This is a genomic window from Chitinophaga sp. CC14 (assembly GCF_048957795.1).
Lineage (GTDB): Bacteria > Bacteroidota > Bacteroidia > Chitinophagales > Chitinophagaceae > Chitinophaga > Chitinophaga ginsengisegetis.
In genome coordinates, this window is record NZ_JARBFY010000005.1 from 1685971 (window position 1) to 1709165 (window position 23195).

A 23195-nucleotide genomic window follows, 5' to 3' on the forward strand; every position below is an offset into this window, starting at 1 on the left:
GATAATTTTCCGGATAATCACCATCATCACATTATCGTCCGGCGTTCTAACAGGCCAGTACCAGGTCTTCCGGTTCCCGGAATTTCCGTTCGCTGCTTTTAATAGGCACGTCGTTGATGGCCGCCAGCCTGCGCTGCATGAATCCGTCGGCATTAAACTCCCATAGCTCATTACCGTAAGACCTGAACCAGTTACCGGCATGATCATGCCATTCATACTCAAAACATACGGCAATGTGGTTGTCGGTAAAACTCCAGAGTTCTTTTTTCAGGCGGTAATCCAGCTCGCGCTGCCATTTTTTTGTAAGAAAGGCCACTACTTCTTCCCGGCCGTTGATAAACTGGTCGCGGTTGCGCCATACAGTGTCGGGTGTATATACCAATGATACCTTTTGCGGATCACGGCTGTTCCAGGCATCTTCTGCCATCTGTACTTTCTGCAGGGCGGTTTCACGCGTAAATGGGGGAAGAGGGAATTTTTGTTCCATGTTTGAGATGTTTAAAAATGATGAATATGATTTATATAGATAGATCGATCTGTCTATCTAAAAAGGTTAAAAAAAAGATGCCCGGCATCTTTTGATTTATATAATGTGGTCGGTTGTTAGTTTGCAGAAATGATCTGCTGCCGCACTGCAACAATTTCCCTGGTTCCAATAAAGCTGCCACACTACAACAGCCCCAGCGCCATTTTCCTCGCTTCCTGCACCGGCCACTGATTCCGGTAAAGCTGACTTTCCACGATTGCTGATTCAAACAACAGGTAAACGTGGTCCTTTATCAACTGCTTTTCGTTGGTGAGGATCTCCCCCAGAAAGGCGCGCAGGTCTTTTTTATGATCCTGTATCACTGTCAGCACCGAAGCATCCTTCTCCGTAGTTTCCGAGAGGATATTCAAAAAGGCACAACCCCTGAAATGCTCCCTTTCATTATTATCAGACAGGAAGTCAAACGCCGCTGCAATTTTATCCTTCGGCTTGCTGGCCTCATCCGTAAAGCTTTTCAGCCCGGCCATCCAGTCGATATGCCGCTGGTTTAAGAACGCCAGCAGCAGGGATTCCTTTGACTCGTAATGCAGATACAAACTGGCTCTTGCCACACCGGCTTCTTCAATTACCTGGTTAATGCCCGTGGCATGATACCCCTGGTTATAGAAAAGCGTAGTGGCTGTATCCAGCAAACGCTGCTTCGGATCACCTGTTTTCTTCTTCATGGAACAAAGATAAGAAATAAATAGACAGATCGATCTATCTTTTTCCATTTACATAAAACAATAAAAAAAAAGTGCGGCTTACTTTATCTTGTTGTCAAATAATCAAGCGCTTAGCATGCATTCAATATTCCGGAAATTGTTTCTGTACCTGTTATTTTTTGTTGTATCAGCCAGTGCAAAGGCAGACAGCCTTACGGCCTTCACAAAAGCCAATAGCCATTACAAGGCGGCCCAACCTGCCACTGCCAGCAAAGCAGCAACAGGAGTCACCCCCTGCGAGGCCACCAGCCTGAAATGTGAGCACCTGGTAACGCCACTCGGCGTAGATGCCGCTCATCCACGGTTGTCGTGGCAACTGGAAGATACACGCCCCGGCGCGCGTCAAACAGCTTACCAGATCCGTGTATCCGACGACTCCCTGACGCTGAACACCCATCCGCTCTGGACCTCCGGAAAAATCAACCGCGCAGATATCCTGACCACCTACTCCGGGAAAGCACTCGATCCATTTACCCGCTATTACTGGAGCGTGGAAGTGTGGGATAAAGACGGCGTAAAATCCATTGCCCGCCGCTCCTGGTTTGAAACCGGCATGCGGCAACAAAACAACTGGAAAGGCGCCTGGATCAGCGACAATGACGACGTTCGCCTGAAACCCGCCGCTAACTTCAGGAAAGTTTTCACGGCGGATAATACAATTAAATCTGCCCGTGCCTACATCGCTGTAGCAGGCTTGTATGAACTGTATATCAACGGGAAAAAAGCAGGTAATCATCGCCTCGATCCCATGTATACGCGCTTCGACCGCCGCACGCTGTACGTTACCTACGATGTTACCTCCCTGATGCAATCCGGTAAAAACGCCATCGGCGTGATGCTTGGTAATGGATGGTACAATCACCAGTCCACCGCCGTATGGAATTTCCATGAAGCTCCGTGGCGCGGAAGACCCGCATTCTGCCTCGATCTGCGGGTAACCTATACCGATGGCACCGTGGAAACCATTTCCTCGGGGAAAGACTGGAAAACAGCGCTGGGACCTATTGTATTTAACAGCATCTACACCGCGGAACATTATGATGCCCGCAAAGAACAACCAGGATGGAATACGGTTAATTTCGACGACAGCAAATGGAAGGATGTTATTTACCGCGCCGCGCCTTCTCAAAATATTGTGTCCCAACAACTATATCCCATCGAAAATGTGGAGGAAATTCCTGCTGCCGGCGTTACCCATCCCAACGACAGCACCTGGATATATGACCTGGGCAGAAATATTGCCGGTGTTAGCAAGATCCGCGTAAGCGGTGCAGCCGGCACCGTCATTAAACTGAAGCACGGCGAACAACTGGATAAAAAAGGTTTCGTGGATCTGTCGAATATCGTGGTGCACTACCGCCCTACAGATGACACCGATCCTTTCCAGACAGATATTTTTACGCTCAGCGGCAAAGGCGAAGAATCCTTTATGCCCCACTTTAATTATAAAGGTTTTCAGTATGTGGAAGTTACCAGCAGTAAACCGGTGCAGCTCAACAAGGAAAGTCTTACCGGCTATTTCATGCACAGCAACGTACCTCCCGTAGGCCACGTTCATGGCTCCGATACTATGATCAATAAATTATTCGCAGCCACCAATAACGCGTATCTCTCCAACCTGTTCGGCTATCCAACGGATTGCCCGCAGCGCGAAAAGAACGGCTGGACGGGAGATGCACAGATCGCCATTGAAACAGGACTGTATAGCTACGACGGCATCACCATCTACGAAAAGTGGCTGGCAGACCACCGCGATGAACAGCAACCCAACGGTGTGCTGCCCTCTATCATTCCAACCGGCGGCTGGGGATATGAATGGGGCAACGGCCCGGACTGGACCAGCACCATTGCCATCATCCCGTGGAACATCTATCTTTTTTACGGCGATGCCACGCTGCTGTCGGCCTCCTATGATAATATGCGCCGGTATGTAAACCGGATCACGGAAATCAGTCCTTACGGGTTAACCACCTGGGGCCTCGGCGACTGGGTACCGGTAAAATCAAAATCGCCGGTAGAATTCACCTCAACGGCTTACTACTACGCCGATGCACTGATTCTGGCCAAAGCAGCGAAACTGTTTGGTAAAACGGACGACTATACCTATTACAGCGCATTAGCAGAAAAGATCAAAACTGCCTTTAATACCAAATACCTGAACAAGGAAACCGGTATTTATGGAGAAGGAGTACAAACAGAGCAAAGTGTTGCCCTGTACTGGGGATTGGTACCGGATGCCATGAAAAGCAAAGTAGCTGCCAATCTCGCTAAGAGAGTAGCCGCAGATAACTTTCACCTCGACGTAGGTTTACTCGGAACCAAAAGTATCCTGAATGCGCTGAGCGAAAACGGCTATGCAGATGTGGCCTGGAAACTGGCCGCGCAACGCACCTTCCCATCCTGGGGCTGGTGGATCATGAACGGCGCCACTACCCTCTTTGAAAACTGGGACATCAACGCTTCTTCAGATCTGTCGCGCAACCACATCATGTTTGGCGAAATAGGCGCCTGGATGTACAAGGGCCTTGCCGGTATTAAGCCGGATGAAAATGCACCCGGGTTTAAAAACATCCTGCTGTCGCCCAATTTCGTGGAAGGACTGGATCATTTTGAAGGAAGTCATGACAGCCCTTATGGCACCGTGGTTTCCTCCTGGAAAAGAAACGGTACTGCCATCACCTACCGTGTGACGGTACCCGCAAATGCCGGTGCAGACATCTTTTTTCACATCTCACCCACACAAAAAATATATGAAAATGATAAACCGGTAACTACACAAAACACCGGTAAAGGGTTACGTTATCATGTAACCGCTGGTACAAAAGAGTTTCAGATCAGGTAAGCCGGATCTTTCGGAATAATTTCCACTCCATTCTTTCCCGCTATGATGGCAGCATGCGCCATATTGTAAAAAAGTGAAGTTTCGAGAATACCCGGAATTTCCTTTAAACGATGATTGAGGCTGTCTAATGGTGGGAAGGAACGGAACCAGATATCAATGAGCAGGTTGCCATTCTCCGTAATCACTGCGCCATCTTTTTTATTACTGAGCCGGATCACCGGGTTAGCCAGTGAAAATATTTTCTTCAGCTGCTTCATCACAAAGGGAACCGCCTCCGGGATCACCTCTATCACCACGGGAAAAGTAGTGTACAACTGCGTTACGTACTTGGAGCCATCGCCGATAAGGATAAACTTATCTGCCATCGCGGCCAGCAATTTCTCGCGCGTATGAATACCGCCGCCACTTTTCAAAGCATTCAGCTGATGATCAAACTGATCGCATCCATCAAAATAAATATCCAGTTGGGATAGTTCCCCGGGTTGCTTCGTGTTAAATCCGTGTTCCTGCAGCAACTGCTGTGTGTTAAAGGAAGAGGTGACCGTGGTAATGCTTTTAAACAACGTTTCGGCTGCTTTCAGATAATTCACCAGGTGCGCAATGGTGCTGCCTGCGCCCAGTCCTATGATATGGCCGGGTTTTATATAATCCAATGCTGCCTTTGCAGCCACTTGCTTCAGATCTTCCATATGGGTTGTTATGAAAGGTAAAGATGCGATTTTTTTGTCTTACTCAGGTTGGTCTGAGTAAGACAAAATTCCGCAACTTTATACTGCTATGCGATACTTCATTCCTTTCTTTGTAGCAAAGCGCAACACGCCATCCTTATACTGATGCGGTATTACCGCTCCGTTACGATCCTTTACCACAGCGCTTTCCGGCAGCAACACGCGACACTCTGCACCGGTATTGGAGAGCAGGTTGAGTTCCTGCACCGCTTTATTCTTCCAGCTGAAATCCACTACAAAACCATTGATGGCACAAAGTCCTTTTACCTGGCCGGCAGCAAATTCCTCATTGTCCGGCAGGGCCGGCAGCAGGCGGATCACGTTGTCGCCGCCATGACTTTGCAGCAACATTTCCGCGATGCCGGCAACAGCACCTAAGTTACCATCAATCTGGAACGGCGGATGCGCGCAGAAAAGGTTAGCATAGGTACCCGCACCTGATCTCATACTGATTTCGCTGGTAGCCGCAGCAGGCGCCAATAATTCGCGCAACATCGTATAGGCGTGGTTGCCGTTGCCTAAGCGGGCCCAGAAAGCAATTTTCCATGCGCGTGACCATCCGGTGCCGCCATCGCCTCTTCTGAGCAGCGTTTTTTCCGCAGCAGCAGCCAGCTCCGGCGTATCCCACGGCGTAATTTCATCGTAAGGGTATAAGCCATACAATGGTGACACGTGGCGGTGATGCGGATCGGATTCTTTATAATCCTGCAGCCATTCCTGCACCCCGCCTGTGCTCGGGCTTACCTGGTTAGGCGCCAGTTTGTTCAGTACTACCTGGAGTGTGTCTGCCCAGGCTTTATCTGTTTGCAGGATGCGGGCCGCTTCCTGGTTGGCTTTGAGCAGATCCCTTCCGATCTGCATATCCATTGTTGGGCCCATACAGGTTTGTCCCTGCTGCCCGTTGGGCAGGATGTACGCATTTTCCGGTGAATTGGAAGGCGCAGTAACCAGCCACTGATGCGATGGTTCGGTAATCAGGATATCTTTATAAAATACAGCCGCGCCTTTCAGTACCGGGTATATTTCTTTCAGGAACTTTTTATCGTTGGTATACTGGTAATGTTTCCAGAGATGAGTGGCTACCCAGGCGCCGCCGGTTAAGGTAGAACCCCAGTCGGCCCCCTCTCCTGGAGAAGTAAAGCCCCACGGATTGTTGATCACATGTGCTACCCAGCCATCTGCGTTATAGTAAGTACGGGCAGTACGCTGACCATATTTCGCCATTTGCCTGGCCAGTGTAAACAGTGGCTGGTGGCAGTCCGACAGGTTGGTTACTTCTGCCGGCCAATAGTTCATCTGTACGTTGATGTTGAGGTGATAGTCGGCGTTCCACGGCGTTTGGTACTCTTCCGCCCACAGCCCCTGTAAATTGGCCGGCATGCCGCCATTACGGGAGGAGCTGATGAGCAGGTACCGTCCGAAGTTAAAATACAGGGAGGCCAGGGAAGCGTCTTTCTTACCGTCGTGCAGGCGTTGCAGCCGGTCGATGGTAGCGAGTAACTTCACCTCCTCATTGCTGTTATCTGCAAAGGATATGCGGCAACGGTTGAAGAACGACGTATAGTCTTTTACGTGTGCCTGCAGTAATGATTGCCACGACGCCGCCGTGACTTTGCTGATGTCTGCCAGTGTTTTCGGCATCGGGGCCGGACCGGGCGTTTCCACCGCCGGCCAGTTCATATTGGTACGTGCGGCCACCAGTAACAAGCATTCGGTGGCGCCGGTAATGGTGATCTGGTCATTGCTTTGTGTGCGGGCGCCGCCTTTGGGTATTACTTTCAGTACAGCTGCATACTGAACGCCGGGGTCGTTGTTACCGCCATTCAGTGTACCGCTCATTTCCAGGTTGCCATTTACCAGTTTCAGTGCAGCGCGTTCTTTCCGGTATAACCCTGTGCTGAAAGAGAGGCTGCCTGGCTTGCTGGCGGTGAGTCGTACCACAGCTACCTGCCCGGGGGCCGATACCAGCACTTCTTCCTTAAAAATAACTCCGTTCTTCTCCCAGCTTACGGCGCTGATGGCGCTATCCAGCCGCAGCTGGCGCTGGTAGTTGCTTACCGCCGACGTGGTATCTTTCCACTGGATAAAAAGATCGCCCAGGGTTTGATAGCAACCAAACTTTACGTTGGCGCCACCACTGCTTCCCGGACCCTTGCACACAAAATATTGCTGCAGCATTTTCTGCGCTTCAATATTCTTTCCTTCCAGTAATAATGTTCTGATCTGTGGCAGGTAGTTGCCAGCTTCTTTGCTGTCGGCGTCCTGTACGCCGCCGGCCCACATCGATATTTCGTTTAACACAATGCGTTCCCTGTTGGTGTTACCAAACACCATAGCGCCCATACGCCCGTTTCCCAACGGGGCAGACGCGGTGAAATGCCGGGCCGGTTCACTGAACCGTACCGTTACATCAGATTGCGCCGATAACGTGAGGGCGCCCAATAAAAATGCAGCTTGCAGCGTGGAATATATCTTGCAGTTCATGTGCATCAAGATATATAAAATAGTTATGCAGGGAAAGCCCGCAAGGGGGAATTGCTAATTACAAATTAAGAAATGCGAATTCAGTATCGGTGACCGGCTCATTGCAGCCGCTTCACGCCTTCCATACACGCCCGGGCGTTATGATAAGGACATTTCCAGAGTCCGGCTTTGTCTTCCGGGATGATGCTGTAATCTTTGTACACGCCCCAGAACCATTCGCCATTGGTTTTATCGATGATATGCTGCGTGATAAAGTTCCAGGTGTTTTGTGCATGTTGCAGATAGCGGCCATGCGGCTGCAGCTGCCAGGCGTTGATAAAACCCACCAGCGCTTCGGCCTGTGGCCACCAGTGTTTTTCGGTATTCATATGCCGGCGGGAAGTTTCGTATTCATACCAGAGACCTCCATCTTTATCTATGCCGCCTTGCAGGGTGGCATTGGTGATCACCAGCGCCAGTTTCCGGTATTGTTCCGTGAGAACCGGATCGCCGATGTTTTCCGCAGCTTCCTGCAGGAGCCAGCTGGCTTCAATATCATGACCATAGGATACATTGTTCCCTTTTACCTGCCATTGTTCATCAAAAAATAAATGCAGATGCCCGCTTTTTTTATCGATGATCTTATCATAGAATACCTGCAACAGCCCTTGTATTTGTGTGCGTAGTTTTTCATCCGGCCAAACCGTGTACAGGTTGGCATAGGCTTCCACTACATGCAGATGAGTGTTCATGGTTTTCTTTTCATTGGCATCTTTTGCACTGAGGCGCAGGTCCGCTATTTCCTGCCACTCCCGTGTGAATGCTTCAAAGTAGCCGCCATAAACCGGATCATAGCTGTGTTCTTCCATACTATTGTACAGGGAGATGGCCGTAGCCAGTACCTCCGGATGCGCCGCCGCCTTGTAGTATTCACTGTATGCGTAAAGTGCAAATGCAATAGCGTATACCTGTTTCTTTGTTTCCGCCGGCTGACCGGTATAATCCACCGTCCAGTATACACCTCCGTAGGTATGATCAATAAAGTGCGTATTAAAATACTGATATGCACGATCCGCCATTGCAAGGTACACCGGGTTGCGGGTACTGTTGTAAGCAGCTGCAAAAGTCCACAGGATGCGGGCATTTAACACAGCTCCTTTGGCTGCTTCCGGCATGGGGATATTATCATTTCCAAGCTTACCATAAAAGCCGCCGTATGTTTCGTCCGGCGTGTATTTCATCCAGTAATCCAGGATGGCGGTGAGTTCTTTTTCCAGTAAAGCTCTTAATTCCTGTTGCATTATTTCCTTCTTTGTTCCAGTTCAGCAGAGATAGTAGCAATGCGCTCTTCAGAAAGCGGGTACATTGCAATAAATATAATAGACAACACCGACCCGATAGCCGGTAAAAAACTAAGCATTAACAGGATGCCGTTTTGTGCGGCATCGGCCTGTACTTCGTTGGCTTTAAAACCAAAAGCGCCAAGCAGCCAGCCGGTAAGCGCACCGCCGATCGTCCAGCCAAATTTCTGCGACATAGAGGAGGAAGAGAAAATCAAACCAGTGGCACGGCGACCGTTTCTCCATTCTGAATAATCCGCAATATCTGCATACATCGACCATAACAACGGGAAAATAATACCCGCGCAAATACTGATGAGGAACTGGAAGATAAAGATCAGCGTGAGCTGCCCGCGGCCCAGCCAGTAAAACCCTGTACTGAGTACAGAAGCTATCACCATAGCGCCCAGGTAGGTATTCTTCTTACCAATTTTATTACCTACAGGAGAAGCAAGGATTACGCCCGCTATATTGGCCGCCTGGCCAAGTACCAGGTACAGCGTGGAATACGTGATGCTGACACTGCCCAACTTAAATGCCTGTGCATTCTGTATATAATATTTGAAATAATACAGGGTAGCGCCATCGCGGATAGAATTGAAGATAAGTGCAGCAATACCAGCCCCCAGCAAGATCCACCAGGGTTTGTTTCTCCAGAGATCCTTTACATCCTCTTTCAGTGACGATTGTTCATCTTTGATAGGCTGCACCCTTTCTTTGACCCAGGCAAAACACAGCAGGAATAAGATCACACAGATTACTGCTATCACTGCTACGCCCAGCTGCCAGCCAAGTTGCAGGTTTTCCCGGCCGCCGGCTTTACTAAAAAAATTTACCAGCGGTTCTATTAATGCCAGCGCAATAAGACTGCCACCAAAAGCAAAGGCCATCCTGAAAGAGGCCAGCGTATTCCTTTCTTTTCCATCGGCAGAAATTACCCCCAGCAACGATGCGTATGGCACATTAATCAGGGAATAGATCATCATCATGGCGGAATAGGTGATGTAAGCGTATACCAGCTTGCCCGTGGCGCTATAGTCCGGCGTGGTAAAAGTGAGTACACCGATAATACCAAAAGGCACTGCCATATATAAAATGTATGGCCTGAACTTTCCCCACCTGGAATGGGTTCTGTCGGATAAAGTACCTACTACCGGATCAAAGAAGGTATCCCATATACGGGTAACCAGGAACATGGTTCCTACCGCGGCGGCAGCAATGCCCATCACATCTGTATAAAAAAACAACAGGTACATACCAAACAACTTCCAGAACATGGAAGAAGCCATATCCCCAAAGCCATACCCTACTTTTTCCTTTAACGAAATTTTGTTGCCCATAGGTGGAATTCTGCTTAAAAAATATTTTATACTGCGATTAGCAAATCTATCTCTATAAAGGACAATTTTTATAATACTTATTTATCTATTCAGGGTGCTTTGTTATCAATTGGGGATATCAGTCTTCCGCAGGGGTGATTTCAAACCTGGCGGCGTAATGCAATGGCTCCACGGGCCTACCTGTAAGGGCGCCCCAGGCATAGGTAAAACAGGCCCCGAAATAAAAAATCAGGGAAGAATAAAACATAAACAACAACACCAGCACAGTAGATGCAGAAGCGCCATAAATGCTATTAATACTACTATAAGTGAGCATGACCTTTAATACCATTTTCCCGATGTTAAACAGGATACTGGTCACCAGCGCACCGGTAATCCCTATCCTCCAGCGCGGACGCCCGTCCGGCAGGAAATGGAACACAAGGAAAAACCAGATGGTGACAATGATCACAGAAATAACATAGTTGAGCGTACTGTTATAGTAACTGGCCAGTGCAGGCAGGTATAAGTCTATATACTTTCCAAGAAAGATACGCGCGGTTTCCGCCACCAGGTCGATGATAAACAGGACACCTGCAAAAACAATCACCAGCACTGCTTTCAGCCGCGACACCATAATTTCCCAAAAGCTACTTTTGTGCGCTGGTCTTATTTTCCACAGCTCATTCAGGGAGCCCTTAATAATTTTAAAGAGTGTAGTAGCTACAAACAGCAGGAAGATAAATCCGGCAATAGCAATGATCCAGTTCTGTGCAATACTCCGGAAGGCTTTCAGGGTTTCGAGGATGGCTTCGGTTGCTTCCTTTCCAAACATACCTTCCAGCTGTACCATGAGGCGCCGGCCGGGATGCTGTATGCGGAAAATAATACGCAGCAGCTGGATAATAATAATCAGGATAGCGGGCAACGCAAAAGTGGTGAAGAAGGCTGTGGCTCCGGCCATCCGCAGCGGGTCGCTGGCCTGCAATGCCTTATATGCCTCTTTGAAGGAAAGCAGGAAAAGCTGCCAGCGTGGCAATTGTTTTTCTGTTGTAATGGTGTTCATACCTCACCCAATTTACTGATTAATTTCCGTGTTTGTTTTAACGGCTCAATGGCCGATGGGGTTAATGGCGGAAAAGCTGACGGTTTATATCAGGAAACTGAAGGATTGGTAGCGGGCATATTTTATCAGGTGGCCATTTAAAATATAAAAACGCGGTGTAGCGGGGACTTACTCATGTGGCGATTCCTGCTCCATTTTTCATTATTTACCAAATGTAGTACCTTAGAAAAGAGCAAAAAAATATCTCTACAGATATTTTTTTTCATTCTATTATTCTGATTCCGCGACTATCAAACACCCTCAACTTCGCATAGAAAATGAAAAAGCTGAAAGTATACATTGCCACCAGCCTGGATGGTTACATCGCCGACCGCAATGGAAAAATTGAATGGAGGCAGACCTCATCGATGAAATGATCATACAAGTGATGCCGGTAGTATTGGGAGAAGGACGCCCATTATTTGGCGGCATACCAATGGAAAAAGTATTCCGTTTAACGGATACCGCATCTCATCCCAATGGTGTGCTGAAACTGCACTACACGATATAACTGATACGTTATTTCTTTACCATCTGCGCAATCCCGCGGCCGAAAGACCAGTCCTCCAGATCGTTTTCCACGAAGATGATAATTACATCATCTGCACTCACCGGTGTGGCAGCGGCAATACGGCTGGCTATTTTTTCATACAGCGCCTGTTTCATATCCGGTGTTCTGCCGGCCCTGGCCGTGATGCGGATGTAGAGCAGGTTACCTGTATGCGGCACGTCAAAATAACTTTCCGGATAAAGGATATCGCCGGGTTCCATTGCATGAATCACCTGGAAATAATCCGCCTGTGGAATACTAAAAATATCCACGAGGCTCTGGTGAACAGCGAGAGAGATGTCTTTTTTATTTTGTTGGGAAAGATGTTTTCCCAGATAGATCTGTACGAAAGGCATGACTTATTTATTTATGATGATAGAAGGCTGATCTTTTCTCAACAGGTAAACAGCTATAAAGGTTGCAGGTTGATCGTTCTGTGCATTTTTGAATACACTGATTTCCTTGCCTGCTGCTTCCCGGAAGCTGTCGCCGGCGTGTAACAGTTGAACGGCCTCTCCGGCTGGCTTGTACAGGATCTGCCCCGATACTACATATCCATATACTTCACACGGATGATGATGTACCGGCGCTCCCTGTCCCGGCGCAAAAGTGATCTCGTCCATTTTTACTGTTTCCACAGATATGCCAGGCAGCACCTGCTGCAGTAATACTTTGCGGGCTGGCGGCATTTGTGCAGCCAATGTTCCGGTAGTTAGCACGTTCATGATCAGCAATATTTTTTTCATGGTTCAAATTTACTACGGTTTCATACATTTGTAATATTGAAACATTTAACATTATACTTTAATAAAACTAAACCATGATAACAGACCTGCTGGAGATGGACCTGCTCCGCACCTTTGTGCTGGCGGTGGATCTCGATAGTTTTGCAAGGGCAGCCGACCAGGTGTCAAGGTCACAGTCGGCCGTAAGCCTTCAGATGCAGCGGCTGGAAGAAATCACCGGTCAGCAGCTATTTATCAGGCAGGGACGCGGCTGGCAACTCACTCCCGCCGGGGAAATATTGCTGGGTTATGCCCGGCAGCTGCTGGATGTTAACCAGCAAGCCATCAATGCACTAACGGCCACGCATATAGCAGGAAAAGTAAAACTGGGGCTGCCGGCAGACTTTGCAGAAAGTGGCCTGCCGGTGGTGCTGGCGCGGTTTGCCGCCATACATCCGCAAATGGAAGTGGAAGTTACTATCGACCGGCAGGCAGTGCTGCAACAGCAGTTACAACGCGGTAAACTGGATGTGGTACTCTCCTTTGGAAAGGATGTACCGGAAGATGCCATCCTCATAGGACATGTACCTATACGATGGATCGGTAACAGTCAAAAGAATGTAGCGCAGCTACAACCATTGCCATTGCTGCTATTTGAAGCGCCATGCCTGTTTCGCAGTGTGGGCCTGGCCGCACTGGAAAAGGCAAAGCGTACATGGCGACCAGCGCTCACCAGTAGCAGCGTAGCTGGGATGTGGGCCGCCGCACAGGCCGGACTGGGTATCACCATCCGCACAGAAATGGGATTGCCTGCGGGCTGCGTGGCGCTTACTACAACCAGCGGGCTACCGGCGTTACCTGATGTGGCCGTGTTTATGCTTACCCGCAAAAAAACGCCTTCCCCCGCTATAAAGCGACTCACGGATATTCTCTTCGACACCATCACTACACAGGTAAATGATATCCGGAAACGGACGAAGAAAAAATAAAAAGCCCACCGGAAAACCGGCGGGCATGTGAATTTGTCTGTTCATCATTCTCTACAGTGTAATCTCCTGTACCGGGGAGAAAAGCAGATCTTCCACACCGGCTATTTTTAAGCCAACCCTCACAAATACGGAAGGCTGCGCCGGCACTACATCTGGTATAGTCAGCTGCAAACTGATATTAGCAGGATCAACGATATCGCCGCCCGCCATGTCGGCAGTTTCAATACTATTACGGCCATCCACAAACTGTGTTTTACACACGTACAGGAATACCCGCTCAATATCCCTCGCATTGGCATCTTTAATGATCTTCTCGGCACTAAAGGTTGCCGTGAGTTTTTTGGCCACCGCCGTAAATTTCGGAGACCGGATCATGTAATAAGGCATTACCTCGATATCCTGGTGCAGGTTGCCGGAGATAGTCAGCGGAATAGTATCTGTATTGGTTGTTTTATCGGGAATAGACCTGAAAGGCCCCTGGGCAGAAGGAATCACCAGTTTATAGGCAGCGTTGAACAACATCGCTGAAAACGAACCGTCCTGGCTAACATTAACGTTGATGGGCGTACGGGTTCCCCATCCGGGTTCCCACAATTCAAAATATACATCGTTATAACTAACATTTATTGGTTCCCCCTGGTATACCAGTCGCCCGTTGAAAGTACTGGACGGCGCCTTATAGTTATCTTTCTTGCAGGAAGCAGAAAAGACACCTAACGCAATGAATATCGCATACTGAATTTTAGTTCTCATAATAAATCACTTTATTGGTTAGGATTCTTTACTATTTTAGGATTATTATTCCGGATATCGTCTCCGATAAATCCGTAATAATTTCCTAAACGGAACAAATGCGCAGAGGTAACCGCTCCGGGCAACACCTGTTTAAATACATATTTACCGTTATTGGCACTTCCCGGATCATATACTTTGTAAGGCCACAGGGCAAATACGCGGGTGCTTACAGCTGTTGCACTTCCCGGCGTAGTGGTAAGCGGCGTTTTAGCGCCATTCCATACCTTGTGTGCCAAACGCCAGCGCTTCATATCCCAGAACTCGTGCCCTTCAAAGGCCAGCTCCACTTTTCTTTCATGTACAATCCGGTCGAAAGTGATTTGCGCCGCCGTCAGCGGAATTTTAAAGCCGGCCCTTTCACGCACCTCATTGATATAGCCGGCGGCCACTCCCGCCTGGCCCAGTTCAAACGCTGCTTCTGCAGCGTTCAGCAGTACTTCAGCGTAACGGTAACGGATCCACCACACTTCACTCTGCGTACCAATACGGCCGGAACCAACAGTTGGGTCCATATACTTACGGATGATAAAGCCGGATTGCGCGCTGAACTCCAGGTTATTTACCGGACCATCGAACCCAACCACCTGCACATCCGGGCCATTCGGTTCCAGCTTTGCTTTTGCTCCGAAATTATCACCGGTAACAATGCTGCCATCTTTTTTAATATAACCAGCCCAGATATCCACTTTCTTATCTTTAAATTCAGATCCAGGTAACATAACTGTTGCGGCTAAACGTGGATCCCGGTTGGCAAACAGGTCCATCGGATCATTATAATAGATATAGCCTCCACCGCTGGCATTTATGGGTAGCGGGGCAAAGGTGTTGTCCAATAGCTCGAACGACTGTACGAGATTCAGCGATGGATTGAGGCGGCCACCCTGTTGTTCCTCGGCATTGGAACGGGGCTGGCTCCATAAGGTCCAGGGTTGTACCCTTCCGCTCTGTAGTTTGTAATCCTTTGCAAATATTACTTCCGGATTAGAGCCCTTGTCTATAAACAGGCTGACAAAATTCTGTGTAACATTATCTGAATTCTTTTTGTACAGAGAATAACTTCCTGTTGCAATCAGCTCCTGTGCTGCCTGTAAGGCAGTGGTGTAATAAGCGTTTGCTTTTGAAACAGGAATGCCCACTTCTCCACCAGGCAAAGATACCTGTGGTGTTTCAGCACCATGTTTCGCAATGGAACCGGCATATAGTGCTGCCCTTGTTTTGGTGGCCAGTGCCAGTCCTACCGTTACACGTGTTTTACTTACCGGGCTTGCAGGCACATATTTCTTTACAGAATCCATTTCACTGATCACAAAATCATAGATCTCCGATTCTTTTGCGCGTGGATGTTGCAGGTAAGCAGGATCATTTTTATAATCATATTCCATTGCCTGCAGGATCAGCGGCACACCGCCCACCCTTTTTACTTCTTCAAAATACACCACTGCTCTCAGGTAACGCGCTTCTGCTATAAACCGGTCTTTTACCTCCTGTTTAAGTTTTGTAGAAGTACCGCATTTTTCAATAAAGATATTCAGTTCCCTGATGTAGGCGTAGTCCCAATAGGTTACTTCCGCACCTCCGCGAACAATCATACCCGGAAACACGTATGGATAATCACCGGCGCTATGTCGCCAGTACTGGCCGTTTTCAGAAGCAAATGCTTCATCGAAACGGGCAAATTCTCCCCAGTTATCAATGGTTTGTACTACCATAGACGGAATGGTGGAATTGTTCACATCTGTTTGCCTGTCGGGATAACGATCATACAGATCTGCCAACACTGACAGAATCAGCCCTTCATCATTCCATAACTGATCGTTCTGCAGGATGTTGGACGGCGGCACATCCAGGAAATCTTTGTCCCTGTTGCAGGCCGCACTTAAAGCGAGTGCACAAAGACCTATATATAACAAACTTTTTTTCATAACGAATCTTATTAATTACTTAGAAAGTAAAGTTCAACCCAATATTAACCAGCTTATTCTGCGGATACTGCAACCCGTTTTCATCAGCTATTTCCGGTTCTATTCCAAGATCTTTTACATTATCCAGCGAGAAGAGATTGTAAGTATTTACATATACCCTCACCTTCTTAAACCTGATCCTGTCCAGTATTTGCTGGGGAATGGAATAACCAATTTCCATTGTTCTCAACCGCAGGTAATGCACATTATGCAACCAGAAAGTGGAAGGCTTGTTGTAATTACTATGACCACCTTTGTTGAAACGCAGCGGAGGGTTCTTACCGGGAATCCATTTGCTGTTCAGATCAAAAGGATCTTCGCGGTGCCAGCGGTCATCGTAGAATTGTTTCAACAGGTTACCGCCGTTCTGATAGGGCCATCTCATTTCCCAGTTCTGATTGTAGGAGTACATGGAGCCACCGGAGAAGTCGGCTGTAAAATCAATACCATTCCATCTTACACCGAAGTTCAAACCAAAGTTAACAGTAGGGTTACCGGTTGTCTGGTAGCCAATAGGGCGCTGATCATAATCATTAATTACGTTATCACCGTTCATATCTTTGTAGATAATATCTCCCGGTAACAAAGTTTTATTGCCTTGCCCGTCAACGTTAACAGGGTATTTGTTGATTTCTTCCTGCGACTGGAACTGACCAATTGCTTCATATCCCCAGTAGATATTATTCCAGCGGTCTTCAATGGAATTCCTGTAATGATCCCATGAGTTGCCCCACACCGGTTTATAACTTTCGAGGAACCTGCTGCGGGAGTAAGACACATTACCACCTATCACGAAATTCACTTTGCCTGCCTGCCCGTTATAGGCGGCAGAGAACTCACCACCTCTCTGAGAATCGCTGTTCACGTTTTCATCCGGCAGGTTGTAACCTATTTCACTTGGTACCAGTACATCGTATTTACGGCCGCGTAAGCCGGAGCGTTTACGGTTAAAGAAATCGAGAGAGCCGGATATTTTCCCATTCCACAACTGGTAATCCAATCCTACGTCGGCGATCTTACTGGTAAACCAGGAGAGGCGGTCGTTGGGAACGCCTTTATCGCGCGAGCCCCTGATAACGGTGCCATCCAGGATTACGGTAGAAGTACCATAGGTGTACCCGGGCAGGTAATCGTAGGCGCCGATACCAATATCATCGTCACCCAGTTCGCCATAGGAAGCCCGTAGTTTTAATTCTGTAAGAATAGAATTTCCGCCCAGCCAGTTCTTAACAAAAGGTTCTTCTGTTATTCTCCATCCTCCGGAGATAGATGGGAAGAAGCCCCATCTTTTATCTGGTGTAAATTTCCAGGAGCCATCGTAACGGCCCGCTACTTCGAGAAAGTATTTATCGCTGAAGCTATAGTTCAGCCGGCCGATGTAGCCTACACGTGCTTCCGTCCAGTCGTTATCATTATAAGTATCCATATCGGAAAACTGGATCAGTGGCAGCTCGTTACTTTTGGGTACGGCATGCACCCATACATCCAGTTCCCGGCGTTTGATACGTTCAGATACCAATGTAGCGCCGATGGTGTGTTTGCCGAAAGTGTTGTTATAATTGATCTGGCCCTGCAGTACATTTTCCAGTACTTTATGGTTGCCTCTTTCCCTCCAGGGATTGGAGCTTCCGCCGGTGCGCAGGTAAGTATCGGTAGCTTCCTGGTAGGTGTAGGTATCGTACGTGTATTCGTGACCGTTCATCAGCTTGTCGGCGAAATAGTAGGAATACATTCCTTTCAGCGTAAGCCCCTTTATCGGTGTTTCGTAAGTAGCATTGAAGTTGGTTTGCAGTACACGCCAGTCTTCCGTCCAGTAGCCGGAGATGTCTTTGGTTTGCACCGCCCAGTTCTCTGTGTTATGGCCGATATCATTTGGGTACAGCGGGTTGTCGTTGGCGTAGGGCCTTTCTGTGGGCCTGTTGCGGAACAGGGCGAAACGGGGCGCCCAATAATCGTCGCCGCCTGGTACGCCGGGGTTATCGCGTTGTTCAATACGACCGTTGATCTGTACGCCTACTTTTACACGTTTGGCTACTTTGGCATCCACGTTACTCTGGATATTGGTACGGTTAAAATCAAACTCTCTTCCCAACACTGATTTCTGGTCCAGGCGGGTGAGGGAAAGATAGTAGTTAATGTTCTCCGAACCGCCTGTAGCATTTACGTTGATAGAGTTCTGCGGGGCGTTTTTCTTGATAATAAAATCATACCAGTCGAAGCTCTTATATCCTTTTTCTGTTCCTGCTTTCCATTTCTCCAGTTCTTCCCTGGTGATGTCTGTATGCGGGTTTTCGTCGTTCATTTCTGCATCCGCTTTACCCAGCATCCATTCATAGGCGTTTACAGTTTTGGGGAATCTCGACCAATTTTGCCATCCCGTATAGGCGTCTACGTTAATGGTATTTCCGGCGCCCATTTTACCACGTTTGGTGGTTACCACCACTACCCCGTTGGCGGCCCTTACGCCGTAAATGGCGGCCGACGCGTCTTTGAGTACGGTGATGCTTTCAATGTCGTTGGGAGAAATGTTATTGAACTGGCCGGCATCTTTCTGTATACCGTCAATTACATACAGGGCATTTCCAAAGTTACGGATCTGGATATTGGCGCCGGCGCCGGGCCTGCCGTCAGGCATACGGAAAGACACGCCCGGTATTTTACCTGCCAGCGTAGCGCTCACAGTAGAAGCGTGAACCCTCTCCAGGTCTTTACTGGTAACGCCGGAGATAGCGCCTGTAATAGACTCCTTCTTCTGCGTACCGTACCCAACCACTACTACTTCTCCCAATCCTTTACTATCAGTTTCCAGTTGTACGTTCACTACTTTCTTGCCCGACAGCGGAACTTCCTGTTTTAAAAATCCTACATAGGAAAACACCAGTACGGCACCATTTTCCGGAACAGACAGGGAGTAATTTCCGGCGCCATCTGTAGCGGTTCCTTTATTGGTGCCTTTTACATTCACTGTTACTCCTACCAGTGGTATTCCTTTATCGTCTGTTACCTTACCGGTAATTACCATGTCTGCAGGTGCAGCATGGGCCATCAGGCCGAGGGAAAGCAACAATACCGTAAATAGCCGGCAATAGCCGCCCGGTATCACTTTCCGGATTGAATTGCGGAAACGTAATCGTTTTTTCATAACAAGTTTTTGTGTGGTCTTATTAAATTATCAGGCTTACATAACTGTCTTTTGGTTGATGTCTGCTTCTGCTGTTGTTTACTTCACTACCGGGAATGCTACTATTCTCACCTTCGTGCAGCCATAGGGCACCAGGCTTATATTGGTTTCTTTGTCGTTTACTTTTCCTTTATAAATACCGTTCCTGTCTGTTACGGGTTGCGGCGCTACGTCATCCACCAGTTTCCACTCAGGGAGTTGTTTACCTGTGGTGCTAAGGGTTACCGGCGCATGTGCCAGGTTCCATACAAAAGTGTCTGTTACGGGTTTCAGGACGCTTACCTGCAGATACTTTGCCGGCTCGCGGATGATTTTTTCTGGCAGACCATAGTTCCATTCACCCTTCGGGTAAACGCTGAAGTAATCGCCTTCCACCTCATCATGTCCTTTCTCCCATTGCTCTTCTAACTTTAACGCGTACACGAGCGGACCTCTTTCCACTGCGCGTGAGTTACGGCCCCAGTTGGAAGTGCGTATCTGCATGGGCAGTTGCAGCACCAGCTGATCATCATTCTTCCAGTTACGGCTTACCGTAATGATCTGACCACCTTTTGCGGTGCGCAATTTTTCGCCGTTGAGCAATAGGGTTGCTTCATCGCACCAGGCGGGGATACGCAACTGGAGAGGGAAGGCCACTGCCTGCTGCATGCGCATCCGGAAGCGGATCTGCTCTTCAAAAGGATAACCGGTTTCTTCCCGGATGGTAACAGGTGTATTGCTTTTTCCCACTTTAGCCGTTACTTCATTCGGGCTGTATGTAAGTGCAGCCAGCCCGTTTTCTGCCGTGCCATACCACAGGTGGGAAGCAAATTTTGTCCAGCCCTGGTGCATATTGGCCAGGCAGCAGGTATAACCGCTGCGCATACCCAGTACGTTATTCATTTCACGGTCGAATGGCAGGGAAAAATTGAATACGCCTCTTTTGATATTCACCTGGTTAGCTACCTGGAAGTATTGTTTGTTGTTATAGTCATCTGTTGTTTGAGTGGGCAGCGCGTTAAAGGTCATACGTTCCAATGCTTCCATATACAGCGGATCACCGGTGATGCCGATAATCTCCTCCAGGGAAAACATGGCTTCCACAACGGCGCATAACTCTGTTCCCTGCGTAGGTGCGTTACCGTGAAGATCTTCATCCGCAGAGAAGATACCCATTGGCAATCCATGCAGGTTCATCAGGTCGGCAAAGCCGGTGTGCAGGTCCTGCAGGTATTTTTTGTTACCGGTGCGTTGATAGTTTACCACGGGATCTTTCAGTCCCATGCCTACATTCACGCCGTGGCGGCGCATCCAGTGCTGGTCATTTTGCTGTGCAGCGGCATCTATTACCCAGCTGCGGTTACCGAGCCAGCTGCTCCAGGTGAATGCCTGTGATTGCAGCAGTGCAGCCAGTTCCAGCAGTTGTTTGTCTTTATTGATACTGTACAGCCATTGTGCTACCATTACATTCTCTGCGCCACGGGAGGTGGCCCATTCCGTCCATTTACCGAGCGGGCAGGTTTTCAATACCTGCAGCTGGTAGTGAAAATACCGCGTCATAAAAGGTAAAACACGGGGATCATTTGTGGCCGTATAATATTGCTGCAGTACTTTCAGCATCACCATCTTTGGCCACCAGTCGTCACCATCTGCAGCATTACTAACGCCAATGGTTATATTTTTTTCTCTTTCGGCTTTTGTGAGCGGGCCAAAATAACCGGAAGGACGCTGATGATCAAGGGTCCAGTTGATATAACGGAGTACTTTATTTTTCAGCTCCTGGTCGTTGAGCAGGTAAGCCAGTGGCACAGCGCCATCGAGCCAGTAGGGTGTTTCTTCCCAGCCGTCGCCTTTTCCACCGAGCCAGCCGTTGTCATTTTTCACTTTATCATATACTTCATCGAGGTGGCCACTGGTACCATTGCGCATGATCTGCAGCTGGTGCAGCAGCCAGCCTTGTGGCTTGACTGCGCCCAGCGGCAATGCCTGGTAAACGGGTGCCACAAAAGTATTGGTGTCGGCCCTGGCACCCGGCAGATGCGCTGCATCCGCCGGGATAAGACCAACAAAAAAAGCAGAAAGCATCAATAAGCCAAACAACTTTCGCTTTTTCATCGTTATGGTTTTATAGTTACCAAAGCCGGGTTATATAATTTCTGATGAATCAGTTTTAATTTTTCCAGTGGCATCTTCTGCACTTTCCGGTCGTAGGTCATCAGGCCATTTATTTCCACTTCCACATCGGTTGTTTGTGTGTATACGGCGGCTGATAATCCTTGCTTAATCAATGTTTCCAGCCTGTCCGTAAAACCGCTGTAGCGTTTAAAAAGATCTTCTTCATTTTTGAAGCTCTGGTATCCCCAGTTATCTTTTTGCTGCCACACGTGACCGTTCACCGGGAGGCCGAGACCACCAAATTCACCCAGTACGATGGCGCGTTTATCGCCATATATAGCAGGGTCGGGCATTGCCGGTTCAGGGTAGTTGTGCAGGTCGATGATATGTCCTACCGGGTAGAAATTACCACCACTCGCAGTGTTCACGAGGCGGGAGGGATCTTTCTTCATAGTCCATTCTGCAATTTCTACAGTTTTGAATTGGCCCCATGCTTCGTTGAATGGCGTCCATACTACAATAGAAGGATAGTTGTATAAGTGATCTATGATGGCGTTCCATTCCTTCCGGTAGTAGCCTTCTGATTCGGCTGAACGTTTCTGGTCGGTGGCGCGGTCGATAATACCAGGGCGTGGCTCCCAGCCATTTCCGAGATCGCCGCTTGGCATGTCCTGCCATACCAGCATACCCAGCTGATCGCAGTAATAATACCAGCGTGCAGGTTCTACCTTAATATGTTTCCGGATCATGTTAAAGCCCATTGCTTTAGTTTGTACGATATCAAACTTCAGGGCTTCATCTGTGGGTGCGGTATATAATCCGTCGGGCCACCAGCCCTGATCCAGCGGGCCGTACTGGAATACGAATTTATTGTTCAGCAACATGCGTTCCACACCGTTGGCATCTTTGCCAATGGAAGATTTACGCATGGCGAAATAGCTTTTTACTTCGTCGATTACTTTACCTTTTCGTGTAACCGTGAGAGTGAGGTTATAGAGGAAAGGGGTTTCGGGCGACCATAATTTTGGCGACGCTATTTTCAGTACGGCATTTTCACCGTTAATCGTGCTTTCTGCTACTTTGGTGCCACCGTCATACGCAGTTACTTTTACCACGTCGCCAGCTTTTACGTTTTCCACATTAGCCGCTACGGTAAGTGTTTCCTGGTCGATGTCTGGTGTTTGTTTGGTAGAGGCGATATAGGTATCCGCTACCGCTTCCACCCAAACCGTTTGCCAGATACCCGTTACCGGTGTATACCAGATCCCTTCGGGACGCTTTACCTGCTTACCTCTTGGCTGATCGCCGTCGTCGGTAGGGTCCCATACTTTTACTACGATCTCCTGTTTACCTTTTTTCACTAATGAGGTGATATCGAAGGTAAATGGATCAAAGCCGCCTTCGTGGCTGCCGGCTTCTTTACCATTCACGTATACGGTAGTACGCCAGTCGGATGCGCCGAAGTGCAGCAGTATTTTTTTACCCTGCATACCGGAAGGCAGTGTGAGTGTGGTGTTGTACCACAGGGTACTGTCTTTCCCAACATTACGGCCTACTCCGGAGAGTGCTGATTCAACAGCAAAAGGTACCAGTATTTTGCCGTCCCACGTGGCAGGTTGATTCTCCTCCTTTGCTTTGATGGCATAATTCCACAATCCATTCAGGTTTTTCCAGTTGCCGCGAACCAGCTGCGGACGCGGATATTCCGGCAATGTAGCTGCCGGCGATACCTGTTCGCTCCAGGTGGAAGCAATCTTTCCATTCACCATTTTCCAATCCTGTTGTTGTGCTATTGCTGTACTGCTGCCCAATCCTAGTGCCAGTGCAAAAAATAGGTACTTCTTTTTCATAT

General features: G+C 48.4%; 17 protein-coding genes. 3 read left to right on the forward strand and 14 right to left on the reverse strand.

Features of this window, described 5'->3' with window-relative positions; genetic code table 11:
• Positions 1-46 precede the first annotated feature (46 nt).
• A complete protein-coding gene (locus tag PV783_RS26250; protein ID WP_079470209.1) occupies positions 47-487 on the reverse strand; it encodes a DUF1348 family protein in 441 nt (146 codons plus the stop codon).
• Positions 488-669: 182 nt separating this feature from the next.
• Positions 670-1212: a TetR/AcrR family transcriptional regulator gene (locus tag PV783_RS26255; protein WP_420990223.1), complete on the reverse strand. Its 543-nt coding sequence runs from the start codon at positions 1210-1212 to the stop codon at positions 670-672.
• Between the two features lie 115 nt (positions 1213-1327).
• On the opposite strand from PV783_RS26255, the gene PV783_RS26260 reads away from it, so the two are divergent.
• Positions 1328-4093, forward strand: coding sequence for a family 78 glycoside hydrolase catalytic domain (locus PV783_RS26260; RefSeq protein ID WP_420990224.1), 2766 nt, complete (start codon positions 1328-1330; stop codon positions 4091-4093).
• Here the strand turns inward: PV783_RS26260 and rpiA are convergent.
• The 5 genes from rpiA to PV783_RS26285 all read right to left on the reverse strand — a co-directional run bounded on the left by rpiA (position 4081) and on the right by PV783_RS26285 (position 11009).
• Complete coding sequence (gene rpiA, locus PV783_RS26265; RefSeq protein ID WP_420990225.1) at positions 4081-4782, reverse strand: ribose-5-phosphate isomerase RpiA; 702 nt, start codon at positions 4780-4782, stop codon at positions 4081-4083. The two genes, PV783_RS26260 and rpiA, sit on opposite strands and share 13 nt — an antisense overlap.
• 78 nt (positions 4783-4860) lie before the next feature.
• The gene (locus PV783_RS26270; RefSeq protein WP_420990226.1) at positions 4861-7305 is read right to left on the reverse strand and encodes a glycosyl hydrolase family 95 catalytic domain-containing protein; all 2445 of its coding nucleotides are present in this window, start codon (positions 7303-7305) and stop codon (positions 4861-4863) included.
• 98 nt (positions 7306-7403) lie between these two features.
• Positions 7404-8585 (reverse strand): AGE family epimerase/isomerase, encoded by a 1182-nt coding sequence (locus PV783_RS26275; protein WP_420990227.1) that lies wholly within the window; start codon positions 8583-8585, stop codon positions 7404-7406.
• Positions 8585-9964, reverse strand: a complete 1380-nt coding sequence (locus PV783_RS26280) for an MFS transporter (RefSeq protein WP_420990228.1) — start codon at positions 9962-9964, stop codon at positions 8585-8587. The genes PV783_RS26275 and PV783_RS26280 overlap by 1 nt, the downstream gene beginning before the upstream one ends.
• Before the next feature lie 118 nt (positions 9965-10082).
• Positions 10083-11009 (reverse strand): YihY/virulence factor BrkB family protein, encoded by a 927-nt coding sequence (locus PV783_RS26285; protein WP_420990229.1) that lies wholly within the window; start codon positions 11007-11009, stop codon positions 10083-10085.
• A gap of 388 nt (positions 11010-11397) precedes the next feature.
• On the opposite strand from PV783_RS26285, the gene PV783_RS26290 reads away from it, so the two are divergent.
• Positions 11398-11559 carry a dihydrofolate reductase family protein gene (locus PV783_RS26290; protein ID WP_420990230.1) on the forward strand — a complete coding sequence of 54 codons (162 nt, stop codon included), beginning with the start codon at positions 11398-11400 and terminating at the stop codon, positions 11557-11559.
• 8 nt (positions 11560-11567) lie between these two features.
• Here the strand turns inward: PV783_RS26290 and PV783_RS26295 are convergent, their stop codons facing one another.
• Both PV783_RS26295 and PV783_RS26300 read right to left on the reverse strand, forming a co-directional pair.
• Entirely contained in the window at positions 11568-11954 is a 387-nt protein-coding gene (locus PV783_RS26295; RefSeq protein WP_079470217.1) for a tautomerase family protein, read from the reverse strand.
• Between the two features lie 3 nt (positions 11955-11957).
• Positions 11958-12344, reverse strand: coding sequence for a cupin domain-containing protein (locus PV783_RS26300; protein WP_420990231.1), 387 nt, complete (start codon positions 12342-12344; stop codon positions 11958-11960).
• Positions 12345-12418: 74 nt separating this feature from the next.
• Here PV783_RS26300 and PV783_RS26305 point away from each other — a divergent pair, with 74 nt between their 5' ends.
• A complete protein-coding gene (locus PV783_RS26305) occupies positions 12419-13312 on the forward strand; it encodes a LysR substrate-binding domain-containing protein (protein WP_420990232.1) in 894 nt (297 codons plus the stop codon).
• A gap of 51 nt (positions 13313-13363) precedes the next feature.
• Here the strand turns inward: PV783_RS26305 and PV783_RS26310 are convergent, their stop codons facing one another.
• The 5 genes from PV783_RS26310 to PV783_RS26330 all read right to left on the reverse strand — a co-directional run bounded on the left by PV783_RS26310 (position 13364) and on the right by PV783_RS26330 (position 23193).
• On the reverse strand, positions 13364-14065 hold the full coding sequence (locus PV783_RS26310; protein ID WP_111577579.1) for a DUF3823 domain-containing protein: 702 nt from the start codon (positions 14063-14065) through the stop codon (positions 13364-13366).
• 11 nt (positions 14066-14076) lie between these two features.
• Positions 14077-16029 carry a RagB/SusD family nutrient uptake outer membrane protein gene (locus PV783_RS26315; RefSeq protein WP_420990233.1) on the reverse strand — a complete coding sequence of 651 codons (1953 nt, stop codon included), beginning with the start codon at positions 16027-16029 and terminating at the stop codon, positions 14077-14079.
• Positions 16030-16048: 19 nt separating this feature from the next.
• Positions 16049-19210 (reverse strand): SusC/RagA family TonB-linked outer membrane protein, encoded by a 3162-nt coding sequence (locus PV783_RS26320; RefSeq protein ID WP_111577581.1) that lies wholly within the window; start codon positions 19208-19210, stop codon positions 16049-16051.
• 78 nt (positions 19211-19288) lie between these two features.
• Positions 19289-21343, reverse strand: a complete 2055-nt coding sequence (locus PV783_RS26325) for a beta-L-arabinofuranosidase domain-containing protein (RefSeq protein WP_420990234.1) — start codon at positions 21341-21343, stop codon at positions 19289-19291.
• A gap of 2 nt (positions 21344-21345) precedes the next feature.
• Positions 21346-23193 carry a glycoside hydrolase family 2 protein gene (locus tag PV783_RS26330; RefSeq protein WP_420990235.1) on the reverse strand — a complete coding sequence of 616 codons (1848 nt, stop codon included), beginning with the start codon at positions 23191-23193 and terminating at the stop codon, positions 21346-21348.
• Positions 23194-23195 lie beyond the last annotated feature (2 nt).